The sequence below is a fragment of the Pseudovibrio sp. Ad37 genome (assembly GCF_001623075.1).
GTDB lineage: Bacteria > Pseudomonadota > Alphaproteobacteria > Rhizobiales > Stappiaceae > Pseudovibrio.
Window position 1 is genome coordinate 58273 of the sequence record NZ_LMCF01000087.1, and the last position, 23360, is coordinate 81632.

General features: G+C 49.1%; 16 protein-coding genes. 13 read left to right on the forward strand and 3 right to left on the reverse strand.

Translation table 11 applies throughout. The features are described from left to right. Positions 1–45: 45 nt before the first annotated feature. Entirely contained in the window at positions 46–7641 is a 7596-nt protein-coding gene (locus PsAD37_RS14370; protein WP_244272528.1) for a type I polyketide synthase, read from the forward strand. Next, positions 7641–9002, forward strand: coding sequence for an aminotransferase class I/II-fold pyridoxal phosphate-dependent enzyme (locus PsAD37_RS14375; RefSeq protein ID WP_063296737.1), 1362 nt, complete (start codon positions 7641–7643; stop codon positions 9000–9002). Before PsAD37_RS14370 ends, PsAD37_RS14375 begins: the two co-directional genes overlap by 1 nt. Before the next feature lie 19 nt (positions 9003–9021). Here PsAD37_RS14375 and PsAD37_RS14380 read toward each other — a convergent pair whose 3' ends face one another. Further along, positions 9022–9789 carry an SDR family oxidoreductase gene (locus PsAD37_RS14380; RefSeq protein ID WP_063296738.1) on the reverse strand — a complete coding sequence of 256 codons (768 nt, stop codon included), beginning with the start codon at positions 9787–9789 and terminating at the stop codon, positions 9022–9024. A 244-nt stretch (positions 9790–10033) separates the two neighbouring features. On the opposite strand from PsAD37_RS14380, the gene PsAD37_RS14385 reads away from it, so the two are divergent. The 7 genes from PsAD37_RS14385 to PsAD37_RS14415 all read left to right on the forward strand — a co-directional run bounded on the left by PsAD37_RS14385 (position 10034) and on the right by PsAD37_RS14415 (position 17590). After that, a complete protein-coding gene (locus tag PsAD37_RS14385) occupies positions 10034–11215 on the forward strand; it encodes a polysaccharide biosynthesis/export family protein (RefSeq protein ID WP_063296739.1) in 1182 nt (393 codons plus the stop codon). A gap of 166 nt (positions 11216–11381) precedes the next feature. Beyond that, on the forward strand, positions 11382–12761 hold the full coding sequence (locus tag PsAD37_RS14390) for a lipopolysaccharide biosynthesis protein (protein ID WP_063296740.1): 1380 nt from the start codon (positions 11382–11384) through the stop codon (positions 12759–12761). A 10-nt stretch (positions 12762–12771) separates the two neighbouring features. Beyond that, complete coding sequence (locus PsAD37_RS14395) at positions 12772–13539, forward strand: ABC transporter permease (protein ID WP_063296741.1); 768 nt, start codon at positions 12772–12774, stop codon at positions 13537–13539. Then, positions 13539–14195 (forward strand): ABC transporter ATP-binding protein, encoded by a 657-nt coding sequence (locus PsAD37_RS14400; protein ID WP_063296742.1) that lies wholly within the window; start codon positions 13539–13541, stop codon positions 14193–14195. The genes PsAD37_RS14395 and PsAD37_RS14400 overlap by 1 nt, the downstream gene beginning before the upstream one ends. Positions 14196–14210: 15 nt before the next feature. Beyond that, complete coding sequence (locus PsAD37_RS14405) at positions 14211–15515, forward strand: capsule biosynthesis protein (RefSeq protein ID WP_063296743.1); 1305 nt, start codon at positions 14211–14213, stop codon at positions 15513–15515. Beyond that, positions 15512–16810: a capsular biosynthesis protein gene (locus PsAD37_RS14410; protein WP_063296744.1), complete on the forward strand. Its 1299-nt coding sequence runs from the start codon at positions 15512–15514 to the stop codon at positions 16808–16810. The genes PsAD37_RS14405 and PsAD37_RS14410 overlap by 4 nt, the downstream gene beginning before the upstream one ends. Positions 16811–16843: 33 nt before the next feature. Beyond that, on the forward strand, positions 16844–17590 hold the full coding sequence (locus tag PsAD37_RS14415) for a formyltransferase family protein (protein WP_063296745.1): 747 nt from the start codon (positions 16844–16846) through the stop codon (positions 17588–17590). Positions 17591–17614: 24 nt separating this feature from the next. On the opposite strand, the gene PsAD37_RS14420 is transcribed toward PsAD37_RS14415, so the two are convergent. Beyond that, positions 17615–18547 (reverse strand): DMT family transporter, encoded by a 933-nt coding sequence (locus PsAD37_RS14420; protein WP_063293512.1) that lies wholly within the window; start codon positions 18545–18547, stop codon positions 17615–17617. A gap of 214 nt (positions 18548–18761) precedes the next feature. After that, complete coding sequence (locus PsAD37_RS14425; RefSeq protein ID WP_063296746.1) at positions 18762–19031, reverse strand: DUF2798 domain-containing protein; 270 nt, start codon at positions 19029–19031, stop codon at positions 18762–18764. A 259-nt stretch (positions 19032–19290) separates the two neighbouring features. Here PsAD37_RS14425 and PsAD37_RS14430 point away from each other — a divergent pair, with 259 nt between their 5' ends. The 4 genes from PsAD37_RS14430 to PsAD37_RS14445 all read left to right on the forward strand — a co-directional run bounded on the left by PsAD37_RS14430 (position 19291) and on the right by PsAD37_RS14445 (position 23341). Further along, positions 19291–20661, forward strand: a complete 1371-nt coding sequence (locus tag PsAD37_RS14430; RefSeq protein WP_063296747.1) for a cytochrome P450 — start codon at positions 19291–19293, stop codon at positions 20659–20661. 93 nt (positions 20662–20754) lie between these two features. Then, the gene (locus tag PsAD37_RS14435) at positions 20755–21267 is read left to right on the forward strand and encodes a GNAT family N-acetyltransferase (RefSeq protein WP_063296748.1); all 513 of its coding nucleotides are present in this window, start codon (positions 20755–20757) and stop codon (positions 21265–21267) included. A gap of 66 nt (positions 21268–21333) precedes the next feature. Next, on the forward strand, positions 21334–22020 hold the full coding sequence (locus PsAD37_RS14440) for an MOSC domain-containing protein (RefSeq protein WP_084407813.1): 687 nt from the start codon (positions 21334–21336) through the stop codon (positions 22018–22020). Positions 22021–22942: 922 nt separating this feature from the next. Further along, complete coding sequence (locus PsAD37_RS14445) at positions 22943–23341, forward strand: hypothetical protein (protein ID WP_063296750.1); 399 nt, start codon at positions 22943–22945, stop codon at positions 23339–23341. Positions 23342–23360 lie beyond the last annotated feature (19 nt).

Here is a 23360-nt window from a genome sequence, read left to right on the forward strand (position 1 = left end):
TTATATATGGAACTTTAAGTTTAGATACAAACATCACAGTTCTGGATGTTGTTCCCTAATTTAAGTGAGTTTTGCTGCGTGTTGGAAATTATTGGCCTATCTGTTCGTGTTCCTGGAGCTTCAAGCAAGGAAGAGTTGTGGAATCTGCTTTGTTCAAAGCGGAATAGCATCTCGGAAATCCCTGCTGATCGCTGGTCGCACTTCAGATACCTCCATCCGCGTATTTCAGAACCCGGCAAAGCATACACTTTTAAAGCGGGTGTCCTAGATAATTTATGGGACTTTGATCCTACAGCTTTTGGCATTTCTCCTCGAGAAGCGGAGCAAATGGATCCTCAGCAGCGAATTTTGCTACAACTCACTTGGGAAGCTATTGAGGACGCGGGCATATCACCAGATACCATAGCTGGAGATCATGTAGGCGTCTACGTTGGAGCATCTGCACTTGATTATGCCAACGAAAGTCTGTTCGATCCTAATGTAGCAACCGGTCATTTTATGACTGGCAATACACTTTCCATTATTTCAAACCGCCTCTCTTATATATTCGACCTTAAAGGCCCAAGTTTTACTGTCGATACCGCTTGTTCGTCTTCTCTGGTCGCGCTCCACGAAGCCTATCGTGCGTTGAACTCCGGAAGAATTGACTGTGCCATTGTTGCAGGTGTCAACGTACTTGCTAGCCCATTTCCTTTTGTAGGCTTCGCACAGGCAACAATGTTATCTCCCGATGGGCAATGCAAAGCTTTCGATGCAGGTGGTAATGGCTATGTACGCTCAGAAGGTGGCGTTGCGCTTGTCATCAAAAGAAAAGACGCATCGCGCTGGAAAGGTCAACGGTCTCACGCAGATATCGTCGCAGTTGATGTAAATTCAGATGGTCGTACCGTAGGCATGTCACTTCCATCGGATGTCGAGCAGGCAAATCTTCTCGACCGTGTCTACAAGGCACATGGAATTGATCCTAATCAGCTCGCTTTTGTCGAAGCACACGGCACAGGAACTCGTGTTGGTGACCCAGCAGAAGCTGGATCAATCGGTCGTACTATTGCGCAGAAGCGACGCGCACCGCTTCCAATCGGCTCCGTCAAAACTAATGTAGGCCACCTGGAACCAGCTTCAGGACTTGTAGGACTGGCAAAGTCAGTTTTGGCGCTTCAGAACGACCATTTCCCGGCAAGTCTTCACTTTAACGAGCCAAACCCAGACATCGACTTTGATGCTCTCAACATTCATGTCGCGAGCGAAGGTGTAGAGCTATCACGTAGTGAAAGCCCGAGATATGCTGGAGTAAACTCATTTGGCTTTGGCGGAACGAACGCGCACGTCATTCTCAAAGATCCGGAAATCAAGACAGATAATGTCGAGCAACTCACTCAGCCAAAAACCGTAAGCTCATTGTTTTTATCAGCACCGACAAAGGAAGCACTTGTTGAGCTTGCAAGCGGGTATGCGCGTGATGGGATTCTGACAGAGCAAAGCAACCAGAAGATTTGTGCGGCAGCCTTTCATCGCAAACGGATTTTTCCGGAAAAAGCAGTGTTTTCTGGTACTGATATCGAGACTCTTAAGACTACCTTGTCTGACTTTGCATCAGGTCAGAAGAATGCAAACGTCATTTACTCCAATAAAGCTACAAACCCAGGCAAGTGCGCCTTTGCGTTTTCTGGTAACGGAGCACAGTGGGCTGGCATGGGCCGCGACGCCTATGCTGCCAACCAGACCTTCAAGATTGCTTTTGAGAAGGTTGATGAGTTCTTCACAAACCTTTCTGGCTGGTCCCTAAAAACCGAACTGTTCAGTGAGACACTTGAAGATGACCTGAAAAAGACCAGCATCGCGCAACCATTGTTGTTTGCGGTTCAGGTTGCTCTTTGTCAGGCTCTTGAAGACTATGCATTAAAACCAGACATGGTTCTGGGTCACAGTATCGGCGAAGTTGCAGCAGCACATGTCGCAGGCGCCCTCACTTTGGACGCAGCTGTAGCGCTGGTCTATCACCGGTCTGCAGAACAGGAAGTCGTCGCGGGCCACGGAACCATGGCAGCGCTCGTCCTCCCTCCTGATGAGGCGCGTCAACTAATCTCCAAAAGCGGATTTGGTGCCCTTGAAATTGCAGCGGAGAACAGTCCGAAATCTGTCAGTTTATCTGGCGCGAAAGAAGACATGGACGGGTTTGCAAAGTTTGCGCGCGCCAACCATATCGCCTTCAGAAAAGTCGCGCTGAATTACCCATTCCACAGCCAGCTTATTGAGCCCGTTGAACACCCTTTCCGTAATGCAGTCGGGACTGTGACTGCCAAGTCGGCGCAGGTGCCATTTATCTCAACCGTTTCTGGGGCAGTCTCAGATGGCAAGGACCTTAATGCGGACTATTGGTGGCGGAACCTTCGCAAGCCAGTATTGTTCTCCAAGGCCGTTGCGACCGCTCTTGATCTTGGCGCTGAAACGATTATCGAGATTGGTCCAAAACCGATCCTGCAAAGTTATCTACGCCAGGTCGCTGCTGAAAAAGGCGCAAAAGGATCTGTACTTTCCAGCCTTTCAAACGAGCAACTTGGTGGAACAGACCCAATTATCAATCTCGTAGCCCGTGCTTTTGTTGCAGGCATCAATGTTGATACGGATAAACTCTTCGGCAAGAACCCGGATGAACCCGTTAATCTGCTCCCACTCCCCTGGCAAAATAAAAGCTTCCGCTTTGAAAACAGCGGTGAGGCTAATATGGGCATTTTCAGGGGTGGAGATCATCCACTTTTAGGTTGGCGCCCAAACGCCACCTATAACGTCTGGACCACTCATCTGGACCGCTTCACGGTTCCATTTCTAGAAGATCATGTCATCAACGGACAAATGATTTTCCCCGGCGCAGGCTATGTTGAAATGGCTCTTGCTGCCGGTTCCGCTCTTTATGGAAGTGACGCAGTAGAACTGCGGTCTATGGATATTTTGCAGGCACTCGTATTAAGCGACGAATATCTGACCGAAGTTCAAACCGAAATCTCTGAGGAAACAGGGACTGTTAAAATTTCCAGCCGTATGCGGCTGAGCGGGGATGATTGGACGCTGCATGCCGTAGGCAGAGTTGCAAAACTGGAAACTCCTGCACCAAACATTCAACTCAACTTTGAAGCAGCCCAACTCATCAATACAGGTGAGGAGATTTACGCAGCGGCGCTCACATACGGACTTGAATTTGGGCCACGTTTCCAACGCACTCAAAACGTCTCTCAGGTAGATGCGGGTACATTTATCGTCCACCTGTCTGCACTTGAAGATGACGAGCAGGTTTCATCCTTCGGCATTCATCCAGCTGAACTTGATGGATGTTTCCATGGCCTACTCTCCCTGTTCAGAGAGACAACATCCCAAAACAGTCGCCCAAAAGCCTATGTTCCAATTTTCTTTGATAAGGTTCGCCAATATCAAACAGGCGCGTCCCCAGCCTATGTTCGAATTCAAGTAAAGCGTGCCTCTGAACTTTCTATTTTGGCAGACTTCCAGATTTTCGATGAAGATGACAACGTCATTATTGCGATTTCCGGAGGCCGCTTCCGTGCAACCGAACTGGGTCGTAAAGATAACCCGTCTGACCTGATCTATCGCGTCGAAGCAGAACTGCAGCGGAACCCCGCAACCACAGTTGCTAGACTCAACCATAGCTTCCCGGCAATTGAAGACTACGTTGCTGAAAAGTTCCGTACTGTTGAAGATGAAGCTGAGCGTGAAGCGTATTTGCTACTCAATGCAGCAGCTCAACGAACAGCATTTGATATTATCTCAAAGTTTGCGGATGGCGAACAGACTGTTTCTGTTGAGGACTTACCAAATAATCATCGCCGGTATTTCGTCACTCTTTTGACGATCCTTCAGGAAGCTGGGGCAGCCACGGAATGCGGGGTAAATCGCTTGGAATTGAATAGCGATTTTGAGCTTCCTGATTTCGATCTTCTGGTTGAGAGTGTACTGGAAGAAAGCCCGCAAGACATCGCCGCTGCAACCATTCTTGCAACCACACGCAAATTCGTTCTCGATAGCCTTGACCTTGATAGTTTTGAGGGCAATGATTTTGAGCATTCCAGTGCGATGCTCGAGCAATACTGGTACTCCTCCCCGGAAGCACAAACACGCAGCCAGACTATCTCTGAATGGCTCAGAACCGCGCTTGCAACCTGGGACACAGACACACCGCTTCATGTACTGGATCTAAGCGGCTCAGGGCTGAATCTGGCAAAAGATATTCAGCAGATACTCCCTAGCCAAGTAACAAAAGTTTCGATCGCCGACAGTAACCACAAAAGCGCTGCGCGTTTGTCTGCCAGTGTTCTGGATGAGCCAAACATCGCTGTATTTGATACGAGCAATCTGGACAGTAACCACACTTGGGATGCCGCGTTAGAACAGGGGCCATTCGATGTAATTGTATCATCCGGTCTTCTTCACGAAGCATGTCAGAGCGAGATAAACCTCTTCGAAAAGCTCGGACAATCACTGACAGAAGGCGGTCAGTTCCTTGCGATCGAGCCACTTTCAGATGTTTTCCATGATGTGGCTTTTGGTCTGTCTGAAGACTGGTTTGCCGGCTCAATCTCCGACGAGTATCCAGTCGGTCCGCTGAAAACAAGCAATGACTGGCTGGATCAGTTTACCTCAACATCATTTAATGCTCCGATCGCAATTGAGGCACTCAAAGAAGGTGCATCAATTGTTTTACTGAATGCGACTGCAAAACCTGTAGACGTAAGTCAGCAGCTTGATCCAACGGCCGATTTGCCTGAGAGCAAGGCCATGATCATTCTGGCAGGTAACTCAAAGCTGGAGCAGGAAATTGCGAAGGCTATACAGAGTGATGAGAGATTAGCAGCCTGTAATATCAAACTTCTGGATGCAGATAGTGGGCAGTTCGATCTGAATGAGGCCAATGGCTGGAAGTCCGCTCTTGCAGGTTCTGCCTTCCTTGATGCTGAGCTGAAGACCATCATTCACTTGTATGGTCTGACGGAAGCAGGTGACGCACCTGTTGACCAGGTCATGAAGCGCTGTGCAACTTGTGTTGGCCTCGTAAAGGCTTATCCGGGCTTAGCTGGTCAACTCGCACTTGTTGCTCCAGGCGGCAGCGGTCATAACGCTGAGCAAGAAGCACCAGCCCAGAGTGCCGCATGGACTTTTGCACGTGTTCTTGGCAATGAAGCTCCTGAACTGACACCACTTACCCTTGATGTTTGCATCGACAAAGGCGCCCAAGGCGTTGCCTCTGACATTTTGGAGGCTGTTTTCTACCAGAACATGGAGAATGAACTCCATCAGCCGCAAAAGAGCCGAGTGGTTTCGCGTGTTAAATCCGGGTTTGGCCAATCCACCTGGAAACCTGCAGAGAATGTTGAGCTGAACTTCTCAGAGGCAGGTTCCCTCAACCATTTAAACTGGCGTGGGCAGCAACGTATTGAGCCATCTGAGGACCATGTTGAGATTAAAGTCGCCGCAACTGGTTTGAACTTCCGTGATGTTATGTGGACTTTGGGCATGCTTCCAGAAGAAGCGCTTGAAGATGGCTATGGTGGACCAAATCTCGGCTTGGAAATTTCAGGTACTGTTACACGTGTTGGCAAGAATGCCAGTGATCTGGCAGTTGGTGACAAAGTGGTTGCGTTTACGTCTGGTGGATACTCTTCCTATGTAACCTGTCCAAAGTTTGCAGTGGCGAAACTTGACCAAAGTCAGGATCTTGTCTCTGCTGCGACTTACCCAGTTGCATTCCTGACCGCTTATTACTCGCTCATCCATCTTGGTGAACTCAAAGAAGATCAGTGGGTCCTTATCCACGGGGGCGCAGGTGGCGTTGGCCTTGCTGCACTGCAAATTGCAAAGCATATCGGCGCAAAAGTCATTGCAACCGCCGGGTCTGAAGAAAAACGAGAGATCCTCCGCCTGCTCGGCGCTGATCACATTCTTGATTCCCGCAGTTTGCAGTTCCCAGACAAAGTCATGGAACTCACCGATGGAAAAGGCGTACATTCAGTCTTGAACTCCCTTGCTGGCGAAGCGATGGAAGCAAGCATCAACATTGTACGCCCGTTTGGCCGCTTCCTTGAGCTTGGCAAACGAGACTATTATGCAAACACCAAGATCGGTTTGCGTCCGTTCCGTCGTAATGTTTCTTACTTCGGTATCGATCTGGATCAGATCCTGCTGCATGATAGTGATCTGGCACGTAAACTCATTGAAGATGTCTTTGAGCTGATCAAGGACGGCACATTCACACCATTGCCTCACCGCGTGTTTGAAGGCCGTAATGTGCAGGATGCCTTCCGGCTTATGCAACGGTCTGGGCACATTGGCAAGATCCTGATCACCCCACCAAAACCTGAAGAAGTTAAAGTTCCGCAGGAACGCACCTCTCTCAAGTTCGCTCAGGACGGTCATCATGTGGTGATTGGTGGTCTCGGTGGTTTTGGCTTGGAAATCTGCCGCTGGTTGGCTGATAATGGTGCACGGCGCATTACACTAACAAGCCGGTCAGCAAAGGTGAGCGAGCAACACGAAAAGCTTTTTGAAGCCTTGGCAGAAAAAGGCGTAACAGTCTCTGCGGTCAGTTGCGATGTCACAGATAGAAAAGCAGTTCACGGCTTGCTCAGCGAACTACGCCAATCCGCGCCCCTCAAGAGCATTATCCATGCGGCAATGGTTCTGGATGATGGCATTATTCAACAGCTGGACGAGAAACGGTTCCGCAAGGTTCTGGAGCCAAAAATTCAAGGTGCAAGCTTGCTGGATGAACTGACCCGTCAGGACGAGCTGGACCAGTTTATCCTGTTCTCCTCTGCAACCACCCTGATCGGGAACCCTGGCCAGTCTCATTACGTCGCCGCCAACGGATATCTCGAAGGACTTGCAAGAGCCCGACGCAAAGCTGGCAAACCTGCAATTGCTGTCGGCTGGGGGGCGATCGGCGATGTGGGCTTCCTTGCCAGAAATGCTGAGGTTTCCGACAAGCTTTCCAGGCACCTGGGTGAAGCAACCATTAAGGCCCGTGAAGGTCTGGATATTCTCAAACTTGCCATGGAACAGGATGACGGGTCTGCGCCAGGTGCCGTGGTTCATATTGGCCGTTTTGCATGGGCAGCTGCACATCAATCTTTATCACTGTTGAGCAAGCCGCTCTTCCGCGAAATCATTGGCCGTAGCGATACGGATGGAGACAGCGACGGTGCGACCGATATTCTGTCTCTCATTGAGGGCAAGTCGGATACAGAGGCCAAAGAAATTGTCGCTCATATTCTTGCCGGTGAAATTGGCCGCATCCTGCGCCTACCAGCAGAGGACATTTCTCATCAACGCCCACTTGCGGAGTTTGGAATGGACTCCTTAATGGGGCTTGAACTGAGAATGGGAATTCAGAAACGCTTCAATCTGGAGATTCCGCTGGTATCTATCTCAGGCGGAACGTGTTTGGATGACTTTGCTGCGCAGATCCTACAAAAACTTCGCAAACGCGAAGGTGGAGAGGCTTCTGCTGAGGATGGCTCTCACAACGTTCTGGCCAGCCAACACCTTTCCGATGATCTGGATGACGCTCAAAAATCAACTGTGCGCGAAATCCTAGATACTCATCAGGACAAAACAGCAAGACTTTTGAATTAATGGCCAAATCAGACAAGAAAAAACTAAGCAAAGACGACCGGTTGAATGCTTTGAGCGCCGTCAGGCGCTCAAAGTCTGCACTTCCAAAGCAGACGGCTGCCAAACCTCAAGTTGAAAAAGCAATCGCACCAAAGTTTGCTGACCTTCCGGGGTTTAAGGAAATTCGCCTTCAGAAAGCAGCGGCTGATCTGTTGCAGATCAACAATCCTTTTTTCCGTGCGCATGACGCGCGTGCAGGGGCAACGACGCTGATTGATGGAGAAACCTACCTTAACTTCTCCTCCTACGACTATCTCGGATTGAATGGGCATGAGAAGGTTCAGGAAGCAGCCAAAACAGCCATCGACCACTATGGCATTTCAGCCAGTGCCAGCCGGGTTGTTGCCGGTGAGCGTGTAATCCATAACGAGCTTGAAAAGCTCATTGCCCGGATGCACGGTGTTGAAAGTTCTGTTGCGTTTGTCAGTGGCCATGCAACCAACGTCACTAGCATTGGCCAGCTGATGCAGCCGGATGATCTGATCATTCATGACAGCTACATTCACAACAGCATCGTCACAGGAGCAAAGCTCTCCGGTGCTGTTCGCCAATCCTTCCCTCATAACAATTTCGAGGCTCTGGAAAACATTCTCGAGCTCCGCGCCCATAAACATCCACGTACACTGATCGTAGTTGAAGGCGTTTACTCGATGGACGGGGATTATCCTGATCTTCCGCGTCTGATTGAGATTAAAAAGAAATACGGTGCCTGGCTCATGGTCGATGAAGCGCACTCCATCGGCATTCTCGGAGAGAAAGGCCGCGGCCTCGCCGAGCATTTTCAGGTTGACCCAAGAGATGTCGATATCTGGATGGGCACGTTTTCCAAAACATTGGCAGGATGCGGCGGCTACATCGCTGGATGCAGTGATTTGGTTGACTACCTTAAGCTGACAGCTTCCGGTTTCGTGTTCAGTGTCGGCATTGCACCACCGATCGCAGCTGCGGTTTGTGAAGCCATCCGTCTGATGGAAGCAGAGCCTCACCGGGTACAGGCAGCACAGTCAAACGGGCAATATTTCCTTGAGAAGGCTCAGACAGCAGGTCTTGATACTGGTGTCAGTCAAGGCTGTGCGGTAGTCCCGATCATGATGGGCGACTCTTTGAAGGCAACTGTTTTGGCTGCGCGTCTGCTCGATCGTGGGCTCAATGTATTACCAATTATCTATCCGGCGGTTCCAGAAAAGTCAGCTCGTCTGCGCTTCTTCATCACCTCAGAACATACAGAAGAACAACTGGATCAGGCGATCGAGCTGGTGAATGATGAAATAGCGAATTACGATAGTAATCCTATTTCAATTCAACAGGTTATGTCAGCCTAGTTAACGAAGAACGATTAAATCAGCGCTGATAATTGAAGCGCTGATTTGCCAACCGGCGCAATTTCCACGGCAGCAGTTTCCCAACACGAATACTCAGAGCCAACTGCCATGGGAACGCATGAAATGCCTTTTTCCGTGCAATCGCTTTTTTTATTGAAGCAGCAGCTTGCTCTGCTGTGTATTCATAAGGGCGCCAGCTCTTAAACTGATCGGCCATCGGCGTCAGAATATATCCCGGACAGATCACTGATACTGACACCCCCCACCTATAAAGGTGGTCCCGCATCGCTTCACCATAAGCGATCACCCCAGCTTTTGATGCTCCGTAGGCAGGCCCATCAGATATAGGCTGCATTCCTGCCAAGGAGCTGATCAATGCAATTCGGCCGCTTTTACGCCGCTGCATATATGGTGCGACCGCTGTCAAAACATTGACAGCACCCCCGAGGTTAGTCGCAATCTGAGCATGCGCTGTCTCTGCCGTCTCGACAGCGCCATCAACCTCATGTGACCCCGTGATACCTGCATTAGAGATGACCAAGTCGAGAGGCGTATGCCGCTCTAACTCCTCAACCCAGTTTTGAAGAGCCACCGCATCGCAAACATCAAGCGCTTTCCAGAACACCTGGTTCCCACCCCGCTCAACCTCACGCACAGTCTCAAGCAACCGCTCCTCATTTCTCCCAGTCAAGCAAAGAGTTACGCCTTCCCCTACATAGGAAACAGCTAAAGCCCTCCCCAACCCGGAGCTGGCACCTGTGATGAGAATCGATCTCGGAGAAAACATCTAAATTGAGCTCCAAACAACACGCATTTCATTTGTTTTGGCAAACAGATAGTTAACGTGCAAGTTAGATTCTCCAGACTTCATCAGAAGTCCAACTTTCTCCAAAGAAAACAACAGGTAGTTGAACTCGTTTTCATTACTAAATTTGAATTCTATCTCAGATTGAGATACTAATCTCTCTATTAAAGCTGGATGTTTTTGACAAGCGTATTTTTGATCCGGCGGTAAAGTGGATAGAAGTTTTATGAATTTATTTTCCAATTCGACTGATGTGCGGTCAGCTCAAATAACTTCAGGTTTCGTAAAATCCATTGCCATCATTGTTCCTGTCTTAGGCGTTTTGTCCGGTTGCGCTGCGCTACCTTCAGCTGGTCCAGTATCTTCAGAGATCCAGGCAGCCTCTTCAGATCGACGCACAGAACCTTTTGACTATCATCTGATTGATCTTGATGACTCGGTTGTATCAGTGCTTTCAGCCTATCAACCGAATGGATTATCAAAAGTCTTCACAGGCGGGAAATGGGCACCTAAGCATATCGTTGGCGTTGGCGATACTGTTTCTGTAGTCGTTTGGGAGCAGGGCAATGACCGTTTGTTCACACCGAATGGACAAGCTGGCGGTGTCGAACTAGGCCCATTCATGGTCAACCAAAGCGGTGCAATCACCATTCCGTATGTGGGCAAGGTTAATGCACGTGGAAAATCAGTCGAGAGGCTTCAAGAGGCGCTCCAGGTTGCGCTTGATCGTAAAGCTACTAATCCACAAGTTATTGTTACATTAAAACAAAACGCTAGCAGCTTGGTCACAGTGAATGGTGCGGTTAAGAAACCAGGCCAATATCCCTTGGATCTAAGCGGCAAGCGTTTGCTCGACGTTGTCGCAAACGCAGGTGGCAACGCATCACCTGCCACTGAGAGCTATGTGTCGATTTCGCGCAACGGACGCCAAGCAAAGCAGCTGCTCAGCGCTGTTTTCCAGACGACAGACGAAAATGTCTATGTTCGACCAGGAGATCGGATTTTCGTCACACATGATCCACAGACCTTCACCGCCTTTGGTGCTGTGCCTAAAGTTGGTGAGTTTCCAATTCAAGCCTCGAATGTTTCGCTCGTTGAAGCATTAGGCCGTATAGGTGGTTTGGACAGGAATGCTGCCAATTCTCAGGGTCTCTTTGTTTTCCGCTACGAAGATCCCCAAGTTCTTTCCCAGCTAAAACCTGAGTATCTTGGGACAAAATCGGGAAAAATTCCTGTGATTTACCGCTTAAATATGAGAGATGCGCGTTCCTATTTCAAAGGCCAACTTTTCTTGCTACGTGATAAAGATGTTGTCTATGTTTCTAGCGCATATGGTGCTGAGCTTAACAAGTTTATCAGGATTTTGAGTGGAACATTGGCAATCAGCAAAACAGTGAGTACCTTTTAAGAATGCGGGTTTTTGGCTGTAACTTAAGTTTGCCGGTTGTTGTAATGCCAATATTTGCTTCTCAATTTGAGAAGTCGTGTTATGATTCAACGAAATCTTCAATTTAAGAAAATGGGCATTTGCCTGCAACTATGACCAAGTCCATTTAAAAAGGTGAAGACCCAGTATGGAAAATGGGACAACCGCAAAAGTCGCAGAAATTCGCCCTGCACCGCCAAAAACTTCAGGTAAAGTAACTCCAAAACACGAAACCAAGGCATCGAATCCTAAGGCATCTCCAACACCAGCAAAAAAAGCACCATTGCAGAAAAAAGTTGCTTCAGTTGTCACTTTGCCATTTGACAAGGCAGCTCGTTCAAAAACTACTCAATCTAAAACGTTGCTCAATTTCCGGTCATTAAGGCCTCAAGAAATACGAAGGAAGTTTCTAGCAATTTCATTTGCCTTGCTCGTGCTTGTTCCTGGCTTACTAGGTGCAACGTATTTCTTGTTTATTGCATCAGAACGATATTCTTCGACCATAGGCTTTTCTGTACGCGGCATGGATGGCTCTTCGGCTGGAGGAGACTTCTTAGGTGCTCTCACGGGTCTTGCAAGCGTAGGAACCACTACAACAGACTCTTTTATCCTTATGGACTATCTAGAGGGTCGAGAAGTTGTTGAACGTCTTTCTGATGATTTGGGTATCGTTAAACACTTTGGTGGTGACAACGTCGACTTCATCTATCAGTTAGACAAGGAATTTTCTATTGAAGACTTAGTCGGATACTGGCAGGGCATGATTTCAACTAGTTTCGACAACTCGTCGAGTATTATTGAAGTTGAGGTTCAAGCATTCACTCCAGATATGGCTGAGAAAATTGCTTCCAAAGTTCTGTCGTACGGTTCTGAACTTGTTAACACGCTTTCTCAAAACGCACGCAAAGATGCTGTCAAATTTGCCGAAGAGGAAGTAAGACGTGCAGAATTGAGATTGAAGATTATCCGCATGCGAATGAAAGAATTTCGCAGTACAGAGAGTTCAATCGATCCGACAAAAAATGCTGAAGTACAAATTGAGCTTATTGCAGGTCTCGAGAAGCAGCTACTAGACACACGGTCTCGGTTGGCAACACTGGTTGGAACAATAGATGAGAGCTCACCGACAATTCGTCAACTACGAAAGCAAGAAGAAGTTCTAATTCAGCAAATTTTAAGTAAGCGTGATGAAATAAGTGGCAAGAAACCATTCCAAGAGAAGCTGCCAGTTGAAACCGGTGATCGACTTTCGTCTCTTTCTGCATTGTTAGCGAATTATGAAGAGTTGGTGGTCGAGCAAGAGTTTGCTCAACAAGCCTATACTGCAGCACTAGCTGGTTTAGAGCGTTCACGCGCTGAGGCAGATCGTCAGCAAAGATATCTTGCAGTTTTTAATCCTCCCTCAAAGCCAGAAGCGGCTATCTATCCTCGTCGCCTCATCAACTCTCTGATTCTCTTTCTTGGGCTACTTTCCATCTGGGCACTTGCTACAGTAATTACCTACTCCATTCGTGACCACCTCAAATAAATCGCTTGCTATGGAAAATGTTATTACAACTCAAACCCGTGTTATTGGTGCTCTTGTACTTAGAGAAACTCGAACAGCCTTTGGGGACACTCAGTTAGGGTATCTCTGGGCAATTGTTAACCCAGCTCTAAGCACTCTGGTCTTAGTGTTGATCTTCTCAAGTATCGGAAGATCACCAGCCTTTGGAACCAGTTTTGCACTCTTTTTTGCGAGTGGTATCTTACCGTTCCAAACTTATTCCAAACTATCTAGTTCACTTATGACAGCGGTTAGCTCTAGCAAAGGGCTGCTTAGTTATCCGCTCGTTAAAGAGACTGACATACTTGTTTCTAAATATATTTTAATTACTTTAACCTATCTCATGATAATTATAGTTTTTTTCACGATGATTATCTGGGGTGACGGTTCACCGTTGCCAGTCCGCCCAGAGCAATGCGCAGCCGCGTTTATTTTTTTAACGTTGCTCGGTTTCGGTGCAGGAACCACGAATGCCGTTTTATTCAGATTATGGCCTACATGGAAGCAACTAGAGTCAATAATCAGTAGACCGCTTTTCTTTCTTTCTGGAATTTTTTATGTACCAAGCGATTTTCCAACCCAAATTGTGAGATTGCTTGCCTGGAACCCAGTGCTTCACGGTATTGAGTGGTTTCGTGAAGGTTACTATGGAAATTACGATAGCATCGTCTTGGACAAATCATACTTGCTAACCTGCATAGTAATCCTGCTCCTCGTTGGTTTATTCGGTGAACGCCTCTATCGAAAGAAATCTATCTGATGATCGAATTTCTCGATGTTTCAAAAACTTACCGACTTAAAGGTGTAAGAAAAAATATTTTGAATGGGCTTACAACAAGATTCCCAAAAGGTAAAAATATCGGCATACTTGGTCATAATGGCGCAGGTAAATCAACATTAATGCGATTGATTGCCGGTGCTGAACTTCCTGATAGCGGTCGCATCAAGCGAAACGTAAAGGTTTCTTGGCCTCTTGGCTTTGGAGGTGGTTTCGCAGGGAAGATGACAGGAATCGAAAACGTTCGCTTCGTTGCTCGAATGTATGGCGAAGACACAGAGCGTATGGTTGAGTTTGTAGAAGATTTCTCTGAACTTGGACCGTCTATGACATTACCAATCCAAACATATTCCAGTGGTATGAAAGCACGCCTTGCTTTTGGTGTTAGCATGGCCATAAATTTCAATTGCTATCTAATTGATGAAATTACTGCTGTTGGCGATGCTCGGTTCAAAAGAAAATGTGATAAAGTTTTTGAAACAAAGCTCAAGCACGCCAACATCATTATGATCTCGCACTCAGAAGCCACCATCAAAAAGCTCTGTGACAGTGCCTGCCTGCTGCACGACGGTGAGTTGACTATGTATGACTCTGTCGATGAAGCGCTTGCTCAGCATCGCAAAAATCAGCTTAAGTAGTTGAGTATAGGTACTATGTCAGTTCGATCAGTTCTTATTTTACAGTCCCACCCTTCTGCCTTTTGTCGGGCGCTTGTTGAAGAGTTTGAAGCCCGAAAGATCAAGTACACCATCGTTAATTTTTCTCTCAGTGACTGGTATTTTCGCGTTGGGTTGGGCGCGAAAGCTTATTGGGGGCGGTTGAAGAACTGGCAAAGCAAGCTGGAGCGGTTGATTGATGAGAATGGCATCACAGACATTCTCTATTATGCAGATCGGCGACCGTATCACCGGGTAGCGCATGATGTTGCCATGCAACGGGGCATCAACACATTTGCCTATGAGTTTGGTTATATGCGCCCGGATTGGATCACGCTGGAGCGCGGTGGCATGGGAGTGTACTCGCACTTCCCGAATGATCCGGCACAGATAAGCCAAAGCGCCGCTGACTTGCCTGAACTGGAAGCTACAACCCGTTTTCCGCATGCGTTTTTGCAGGAGGCGACCAATGAGGTCATCTGCAACCTGATTCCGATCTTCTTCCCGTATCTATTCCCGTTTTATCAGCGGGATCGCTACTATCATCCGTTCAGAGACTATTTCAGTTACATCCCACGCTTGATGCGCCAGAAACGGCTTGGGCAGGAAGCGGAAGAGGCAATCAACACGCTCATAGAAGAGCAGGCCGAGTATTTTGTCGTCCCTATGCAAATGCAGGGCGATTATCAGATCAGGCATCACTCCCACTACAAACATCTGTCCGGTTTCATTCGTGAGCTTTACAGCACGTTTTCGCAAAGCGCTTCAGCTGCGAGCAAACTGGTGTTCAAACTTCATCCGTTTGACAACAACGTTGAGAACTGGCCGAAAGTCATTCGCGAGATTGCTGCGGAGTTCGGTTGTTTGGAGCGCACTATCATTATTGATGGTGGCAATCTAAATCAGTTGCTCAGGCATTCGCGTGGTTGCGTGTTGGTGAACAGCACGGTTGGTATGGAAGCACTGAAAAGCGGCGTACCAGTGAAAGCCATGGGTATTGCTGTCTATGATATTGCCGGATTGACGGACCAGCGGTCTCTGGATGACTTTTGGAGGGAACCAGCTCTACCGAATGCTGACCTTTACCACGACCTGGAAAAGCTTATGGGGCATACCATTCAAGTGCATGGAAGCTTTTTTAATCCCGAAGGTCGGAAGATCGCGGCGCAAGAGTTTGTGAAACGCATGATGGAGGATGGCGTCAACGGTCATGGCGCGTTTGTTGAAACGCCGCCGCGTCTGGCGCAAGCCAAAGCTGCTTGCGTTCCCATCCCGGCAAATTGTTACTGGAGTGACAAATGACTTCAGAAAACAAGCGCTGCATCTTGCTGCTGCAAGGTCCACTTTCCAAATACTACGCCCGCACTGCACACCATTTGGAGAAGCTGGGCGCGAAGACGCTTAAGGTCCATTTTTGCGGCAGTGATGTCCATGACTGGGAGCAAACAGAAACCATCCATTTTTCTGAGCCTGCTGAGAACTGGGCTCTTTTTCTGGAAGCCTTGATTGTTGCGCACGGGGTCACCGATATTCTGCTTCATGGGGACCGGCGCTACTACCATAAAGTCGCAATCGGCGTTGCCAAGCGTTTGGACGTCACCATCATTGCGACCGAGCTTGGCTATCTGCGTCCGGATTGGATGACGGTCGAGTACGGCGGCTGTTCTGCGCTTTCGCACTTCCCGCAGAACAAACAGGATCTGATGGCATTGGACACGCAGCAGGCGGATGACACGTCCACCGTCCTTTATCCTGGCAGCTATAAGCAGATCGTACTGCAAGAGCTCGGCTTCACATTCTACAACGCAGTTCATGCCCGCAAGTTTCCGCATTACCACAATCACCGCACGGAATCTCGTGTGCAGGTTTATGGTGGCTGGCTCAAGGCTCGCCTACAGGCCAAGCGCCGAAAGCAGGAAGCGGATGTTATCTGGAACCAGTTGAAGCAAAGCGGCACACCTTATTATCTCTTTGCCTTGCAGTTGAATGGAGATTTTCAGATCCGAGATCACTCTCCCTTTGCCAGCATTTATGAGGCCATTGAGAAGGTCATCGCCTCTTTTGCCCGCAATGCACCAGAGGGGACACTGCTGCTGCTCAAGAGCCATCCGCTGGAATACCGCTTCAAGGAGCTGTCTCGGGCAATTGTTGAGGCCAGCCGGAAGCATGGTGTTGAAGAACGCACGCAGCTCATTCATGGGCAGACGATCAAAGCACTTGCTGAGCCATCCCTTGGCATGCTGACCATCAACAGTTCTGCCGGCATTGAAGCGCTTGAATATGGTGTGCCGACCTGCTGCATTCTGCCAACAATTTACGATATGGACGGCCTGACGCATCAGGGCGATTGGGAGACTTTCTGGCGCTCAGCAACTCCGCCGGAGCCAGATGTGTTCCGCAAGTTTATCGATGCGTTGAAAACCACCATTCAAGTGCGCGGGTCGCTTTACAATGCGGCTGGCCTGGAAGCTGCAGCAAAGGGGACAGCAGAAAAGATCCTCTCCACCTCCTACGCAGAGCAACGCCTGAAACGGGTAGAGCCGCCAAGGATGGAAAAAGCACGGAAAATGGGCGTCACCTACGATTACTTTATGTAGTTGACGACCACACTATGCAATTGGGGAGTATGCATGCAGATTTGTCTTGTTTCCAACGCCAGCGTTTACACTGATGCTGCTTTACATTCTTTGCTGGCATATCCGGAAATCAAGATCTGTGGCCTTGTGAAGTGCACCGCCGTATCGGGTAAGCGCAATGACTGGCGGGCTTATAAGGACCTGATGCTCCGCTCCGGTCCGCTCTATGCCGGATACCTGGGTGCCGTGACAAAGCCAGCCTACCGGATGCCACATGTTCCCAAATGGAAGAGCATGCGGACCTGGGCTCATAGCCTGCAATGTCCTGTTTTACCAACGAATGACGCCAGCGCGCCTCAGACTCTCGACTTTATCGAGCGTTGTAAGCCGGATTTGATCCTGACGGTTCATCTGGGGCAGATTTTGAACGCGGCATTTTACGAGCGGTTTTCCGGCAAGACCTACAACATCCATCCCGGTAAACTGCCGATCTACAAAGGGCCGGATCCAGTCTTTCATGCAATTTTGGAGAATGAGCAGGCTTTCACCCTCAGCCTGCATGAGAGCATTCAAAAGATTGATGCGGGTAAAGTGCTGGCGGAAACGACTGTGGTGCCGGAAAAGAGAACGCTCTTCCGCACCAACCTTGACCTGTTCCGCAAGACGGGGAAGCTCGTCGCCTCCCATTTTCTTGGCAAGAACGACTGCCCACCAGCGCCGGATGACCGGGCGCCGCGGTATCGCAGCTGGCCCACCAATGGCGATGTCCTGAAGTTTCTGGCCCGTGGCAACCGTCTTTAATCCGCGCGATAGGCACGCAGCACGTTAGTCGGCGCGCGCAGCCACTTCCTCTGAGGTCTCAGGTTCAACTCCCGTTTCCTTCTCAGCCGCACGGATACGCTGGCGAGACAGCGAGAACAGGCCCGCGCCCACCACGATGATTGCACCGAGAATGGTGCTCCAGATTGGCAGGTCGGAGAACACAAGGAACCCGATCGGGATCGACCAGACCAGCTGAAGATAGTTGAACGGCTGAATGTCGCTTGCCTGTGCCAGCGAAAGTGCCTTCATCAGCAGGAAGTGTGCGGAGGTCCCCGTTGCGCAAATGCCGAGCAGCAACGCCCATTCCACCTCATCAAACGCCATCATGTGTTGAGAGCCGATGATGGTGGAGAGAACAGTGCCCACGATACCAACATAAAGGAATGACGTGAGCGCGCTGTCATCCTGGCTCGCAACACGGGTAAACAACTGATACAGCGCAAAGCTGACCGAGGCAGCCAGCGCCACCACAGCGCCCCAACCGCCGATGTTGCCGTCCGGCTGCAGCATCACCAGCAAGCCTGCCATACCGCAGAACATTGCCAGAATGCGGCGCCAGCCAACCGTCTCGCCAAGGAAGAGAGCCGCAAGTCCCGTCACAATCAGCGGATGAGCCTGAAAAATTGCCGTTACATCGGCCAGTCCCAGCATGCTGAAGGCGAAGGTGATCAGGCAGATTTCAGCAAACAGCAGCAGGCCGCGAATAATCTGGAGCACCGGACGTTTGGTGCGCACCACATTGTAAAGCCCTTGTTCGCTGATCATGGCCCAGCCAACCGCAATCACCAGCAAAACCCAAAAGCGCACCATCATGATGAACCAGACCGGATGGTCTGATACGAGCTGCTTGGTGATCGCATCCTGCATCGCGAAGATGAGCGTAGACAGGATTGTAAGCGCGATACCCATGTTTCGCTTGCCGAGGAGCTGAGCCATTTTGTGTCCTTGTTAGCAGCACAAATCCGCTTACCGAGGCGAACCGGAAAGCGAATACAGTGGGAGGAAATGTGCTGAAAAGAATTCTTGGATGCCAATCGACATCAATACTGCACGTATACTGTGATGCATCACAAAGCAAATGCAAAAAGCAAGGGACACTCCTTTTTGCATCACAGTTAGGTCAGGTGCTTTGTTTTTCGAAAAACGGAGCTTAGCAGCCTTCTGTCACTTCCTGCAGGTCGGCAGGCTCGTCACATACTTTCACAAGCTTCGACAGCAGGGCGATCACCAGGGGAAAGACCAGTGAACTGATAACAACAGCAAGTGCGAAGGCAACAGAAAACGACTTGAACCACAGCACCATAAAGTTTTCGACAAACCCGAGGTTCAGCACCAGCATGGCAAATGACATCATAATGCTCATGAAGAATGAAATGCTGATACGCAGCAGGTAGCCATAGGTCCGTGGGGAAACATTCATGCACTTATCTCTATTTTTTGTTTGAGGTCAAACTATATGAAATCAAGTCAAACTGTCAAGATACCGTAGTGCATGGCAGTTATGCAGAGCCGTGGTTTCATCATCTCACCAAAACCACCAGTAATTGCATTGTATTTTCAGTATGATCCGACATTAAATTCAGCGAATTATTAAAGCGGCAATGCCTACACTCGCGCATCGGGTCATATCCCGCGAGGACCCTCGATGTGACCATCATGATGCAATCAAGTCAGGCTCTATGGATACAAACAACAGCTTATATCGCCCTCCGGCACCTCACCCATACACTGAAGGCACGGGGGACTTTGACGGCGTTGAGACAAACCTCCTGAGGCACCTCCCGGAAGAACTTTACAAAGCAGATATCGTTGACATTTCCACGGCAGAGCAACCCAATTACCTGATTAACGACCCGGACCTCATCTCCGTTATTTTTGAAGAGAAACCCGAGATCTTCGTCAAAGCCGAGGGGATGATTGAATTGCTGCGCCCGTTGCTGGGCGATCATCCGATTGTGACAAGCAACAACCGGTGTGTAGACCAGCGCGATATGATCCGGCCCATCGGCACCATGCGCACCCAGCAGGTGAATTTCGAACACATCCAGAACTCAATCAACCGGTTCGAAGATTATTGCGAAGAAATTCAAAATGAAAACCGGGTGATAGACCTGTCCTTACTGCTCAGACGCCTGAATGCAGACATCGCTTACAGAATGCTGTTTTCCAACGAGCTGCCGACAGATGTGTTCAACGAGATCAACTCACATGCCCGTGACTTTGAGAAGCGCATCTCGCAAGTGATCCGTGAGACGGCAGAACAAGGTGTTGCCTGGCAGTTGCCCAAGCTGCCACAAACAGCCATGTATGCGGCCCAGCAACTGCGATATCTGGTCAGTATGCTCATTGATGGCAATATCCAGCACAACAGCTTTTCCCATCACCGCTTCTTACATAAGTTTCTCATTGCCCGCTCTCCAGAAACCAATATCCCCTTCACTCGCAAGCAAATCGTGGACCACGTCACCACAATCCTGAACAGTCAGGAGCTGGCAGCCGCAGCTTTGATGTGGGCGTTCTTTGTTCTCTCCCAATGCCCTGAGGCCAAGCAAAAGATCCGTGAAGAGGTCAGCAAAGTGGGTGGGCAAGACGATATTCAGTTCGAGCAGCTTTCACGCCTCAGATACACCCGCAATGTCTTCCGCGAGATCCTGCGACTCTACCCGCCTATTCCGCACCTGACCCGTCGCGCCAGCAGACCAATCAAACTGGGTAAACTGGACTTGCAGGAAGGTGCGCAGATTACAGTGTCCCCATGGATTGTGCATCGACATCAGCAGTACTGGTTCAATCCGGATCGTTTTGCTCCTGAACGTTATATGCGCAAAGACCAGCACATCATCATGAAGAGCTTCCTGCCCTTTGGGCGCGGCCTGCGCATGTGCACCGGCGCAAGCTCTGCCATTCTTCAAGGCACGCTCATTCTAGCAAACCTCGTTACACGGTTCGATATAGACATCCTCAACGCCGACAAAGTAGAGCCGGAAGGTGTCCTCTTTCTCGAACCCACCCGCCCCATCGTCTGCAAAGTCACTCCACTCCGCACTTAGGCGGGCATTCCAACATCACAACCGCTCGACGCCAGTCCTCATTCAGTGCTAATGCATTGCTCTGCTGAGTAGCTCCGACATGTGAGGGTGGTTATGTCTGTTGAGTTGAAGCCGATGGTATTGGCGGATATGCCTGTGCTGAAGAATATGTTTCAGCTCTACCTCTATGACATGTCCAAATACATGCACTGGCCGGTTTCTGCATCGGGTGGGTTTGAGTTTGATGAGAACATCGTGCTTGCTTACTTCCGCGAGGCTGCCCATCATCCCTATTTCATAATGCAGGCTGGCGAGATCGCAGGTTTTGCGCTGGTGCGGCAGTATCCTTATGACACCACGCTGATCGACATGGGCCAGTTCTTCGTGCTTGGAAAGTTCACACGGCAAGGCTTGGGACAAGCGGCCCTGAAAGCCTGCCTGAAGCTGCATCCGGGAGACTGGCAAGTGCGCGTGCTACCCAAAAACACTGGAGCACTGGCATTCTGGACAAAGACAATCTCTGATCTGACCAACGCCGCCTATGAGACTCGTTCCAGTGACTATCAAGGAACAGAGATGACCTTCCTCCACTTCTCCACCCAAAGCGCTCTGGCCTCAAGCACCTAACCAACAGCTGGTGCCTCTGCCTACCTCGTTATACTAGCCACGAAATACCCGAAAAAAGGACCAGCTTTGAAAATTCAGTCGCTATGGCACTACCCAATCAAATCTCTGCTTGGAGAAACGCTTAGTAAACTCGACCTTGATGAAAGAGGTGTGGTTGGCGATAGGCAATTCGCTATTTCTGATGACCAAGGAAAATTCGGTAGTGGCAAGAACACGCGGCGGTTCAGACGTATTGATAATCTGTTGTCATTACGTGCTGTGTCGAAGGAGGGCGTTGTGTCAATTGGTTTTCCGGATGGATGTGCCGTTGATATTAGCTCAGAAAAAATCAATCACAGACTCACTGAGTTTCTTGGACAGCCAGTGACAGTAGTCCCAGAAAGAAACATTCCACATTTTGACGATGGTTCGGTGCACCTGTTGCTTTCATCAGAGGTGGCAAAATTGCAAAGCTTTGTTCCAGGGACACAAATTGATGAGCGCCGTTTCCGGCCGAACATCACCTTGGATGTACCGCAGGATGTAACCGATGACGATTTAATTGGCAGGATACTGACAATAGGTGGTGTGCAGCTGGAAGTGACACATAAAACAGAACGTTGCAGAATGGTAACCATCGCCCAAGATGACCTTGAGTTCGAGCCAGACATCTTGCGGCCAATTGCACGCGATTTCGACGTTAAGTTTGGCGTTTATGCCAAAGTTGTCCAATCTGGTTCAATTGCTATCGGACAAAAGGTGAGTGTCTCGTAAGGCTGCATAGCACATACCTCTGAAAGGCCCAGAGCAGGATTTGCGGTTTTTTTGTTAGACGGGAAAGTTCCAGTACGTATGCATCGCAAACCACATAGGTTCACTAAAAGATGACTCCAGAAAGACATCTTTGGGATGACATTCGGAGAGGCTTCGCTTTAGATAAGACCAACAGCAAGTATTCGATTATGTGTGCCGACCTGCAATCATAATCATCTCGGCTTGCAATCATCGGCTTTTTGAGCCCGAATTAAGTGACTTTATCTGAGGGCTCAAACCCACATTAATTGCGAATGAACCCAGATTGCTTGCAACCAACCTGCAATCATAAGCTCAGACCCACATTACCTGCGAACAGCCATTCAGCGGACTTTGCTGACCTTCGCTGCGGCGCGAAAGCTCAGGCAACTGAGAAACCTTTGCCAGCATCCAGGGCCAAGAGCTGCTGTTCAGAGAATTCTATTATGGGTTGAATGAGCGTATCAAATTCTTGATTGCCCGTGACGAGATATTCTTCTCATTAAGAAGCAGACAGGGTAGGAACGACGCTCAAGAGGCGAGACCTTGAAGGGGTGCTATAAACAAATCTTCGGGACAAGCTTGAAGTCGCGTGATTTTGAACACCAGAAGAGGGAGGCCAAAATCAATGTCTCCGTCCCTTGCCGCTACAAGTGATCTGCAGATCATTTGTAGCGGTTTCAAATATAAGCAATGAATGGCAAAAAGCATAAGACAAGTCCGCCCCAGCTCTGTTACCAAGTTTTATGTCGTTTTCAGCACACCAATCATCAGCGTTATTTGATAAATTCATGAAAGGCAGTATGACCTTGACCCCAAAATGCGGGCCACCTCTACCATCTAGTGGGTAAGATTAAGAATGATATCGGTAAATCGTGCATATAGTCAGCAGGAAGTGCAGGTGATGTTTAATCGCCTTGTTACTGACCTCCTTGCTGGACTTGGCTTTTCTGACGACAAAATTCGCAAAGTAAGTCTTCATCAGACGGTGACGGTTCAGTTGCAGGATGGGCCAGACATTATGCTTTCGGTTGATGAAGGGCGTTATTGGATTTGGAGTCGCATACCACATATTGAGCCAGTCAATGTTACGGCTAATGCCGAACGCATTCTTCACACGCTAATCCAGCCAATCATTGGAATTGAAGGCGGACAACTTCAACTTGGTTTTGGTGAACCTGATCTTGAACTAAAAGGCCTGCTAAATATCGAGTATATCTTGTCCGGCGAAGACAAGCTGAAGACCACATTTGCAGCATTTCACACCTATGTAGCTGAAATTTCAACAGCTGTAGGCAACTAACAGAATTAATGAGTGAAGA

Excerpts from the sequence above, each read along its gene's own strand:
- PsAD37_RS14370 (WP_244272528.1), top strand. The coding sequence starts at position 46 with ATGTTGTTCCCTAATTTAAGTGAGTTTTGCTGCGTGTTGGAAATTATT.
- PsAD37_RS14375 (WP_063296737.1), top strand. The coding sequence starts at position 7,641 with ATGGCCAAATCAGACAAGAAAAAACTAAGCAAAGACGACCGGTTGAAT.
- PsAD37_RS14380 (WP_063296738.1), bottom strand. The coding sequence starts at position 9,789 with ATGTTTTCTCCGAGATCGATTCTCATCACAGGTGCCAGCTCCGGGTTG.
- PsAD37_RS14385 (WP_063296739.1), top strand. The coding sequence starts at position 10,034 with ATGAATTTATTTTCCAATTCGACTGATGTGCGGTCAGCTCAAATAACT.
- PsAD37_RS14390 (WP_063296740.1), top strand. The coding sequence starts at position 11,382 with ATGGAAAATGGGACAACCGCAAAAGTCGCAGAAATTCGCCCTGCACCG.
- PsAD37_RS14395 (WP_063296741.1), top strand. The coding sequence starts at position 12,772 with ATGGAAAATGTTATTACAACTCAAACCCGTGTTATTGGTGCTCTTGTA.
- PsAD37_RS14400 (WP_063296742.1), top strand. The coding sequence starts at position 13,539 with ATGATCGAATTTCTCGATGTTTCAAAAACTTACCGACTTAAAGGTGTA.
- PsAD37_RS14405 (WP_063296743.1), top strand. The coding sequence starts at position 14,211 with ATGTCAGTTCGATCAGTTCTTATTTTACAGTCCCACCCTTCTGCCTTT.
- PsAD37_RS14410 (WP_063296744.1), top strand. The coding sequence starts at position 15,512 with ATGACTTCAGAAAACAAGCGCTGCATCTTGCTGCTGCAAGGTCCACTT.
- PsAD37_RS14415 (WP_063296745.1), top strand. The coding sequence starts at position 16,844 with ATGCAGATTTGTCTTGTTTCCAACGCCAGCGTTTACACTGATGCTGCT.
- PsAD37_RS14420 (WP_063293512.1), bottom strand. The coding sequence starts at position 18,547 with ATGGCTCAGCTCCTCGGCAAGCGAAACATGGGTATCGCGCTTACAATC.
- PsAD37_RS14425 (WP_063296746.1), bottom strand. The coding sequence starts at position 19,031 with ATGAATGTTTCCCCACGGACCTATGGCTACCTGCTGCGTATCAGCATT.
- PsAD37_RS14430 (WP_063296747.1), top strand. The coding sequence starts at position 19,291 with ATGGATACAAACAACAGCTTATATCGCCCTCCGGCACCTCACCCATAC.
- PsAD37_RS14435 (WP_063296748.1), top strand. The coding sequence starts at position 20,755 with ATGTCTGTTGAGTTGAAGCCGATGGTATTGGCGGATATGCCTGTGCTG.
- PsAD37_RS14445 (WP_063296750.1), top strand. The coding sequence starts at position 22,943 with ATGTTTAATCGCCTTGTTACTGACCTCCTTGCTGGACTTGGCTTTTCT.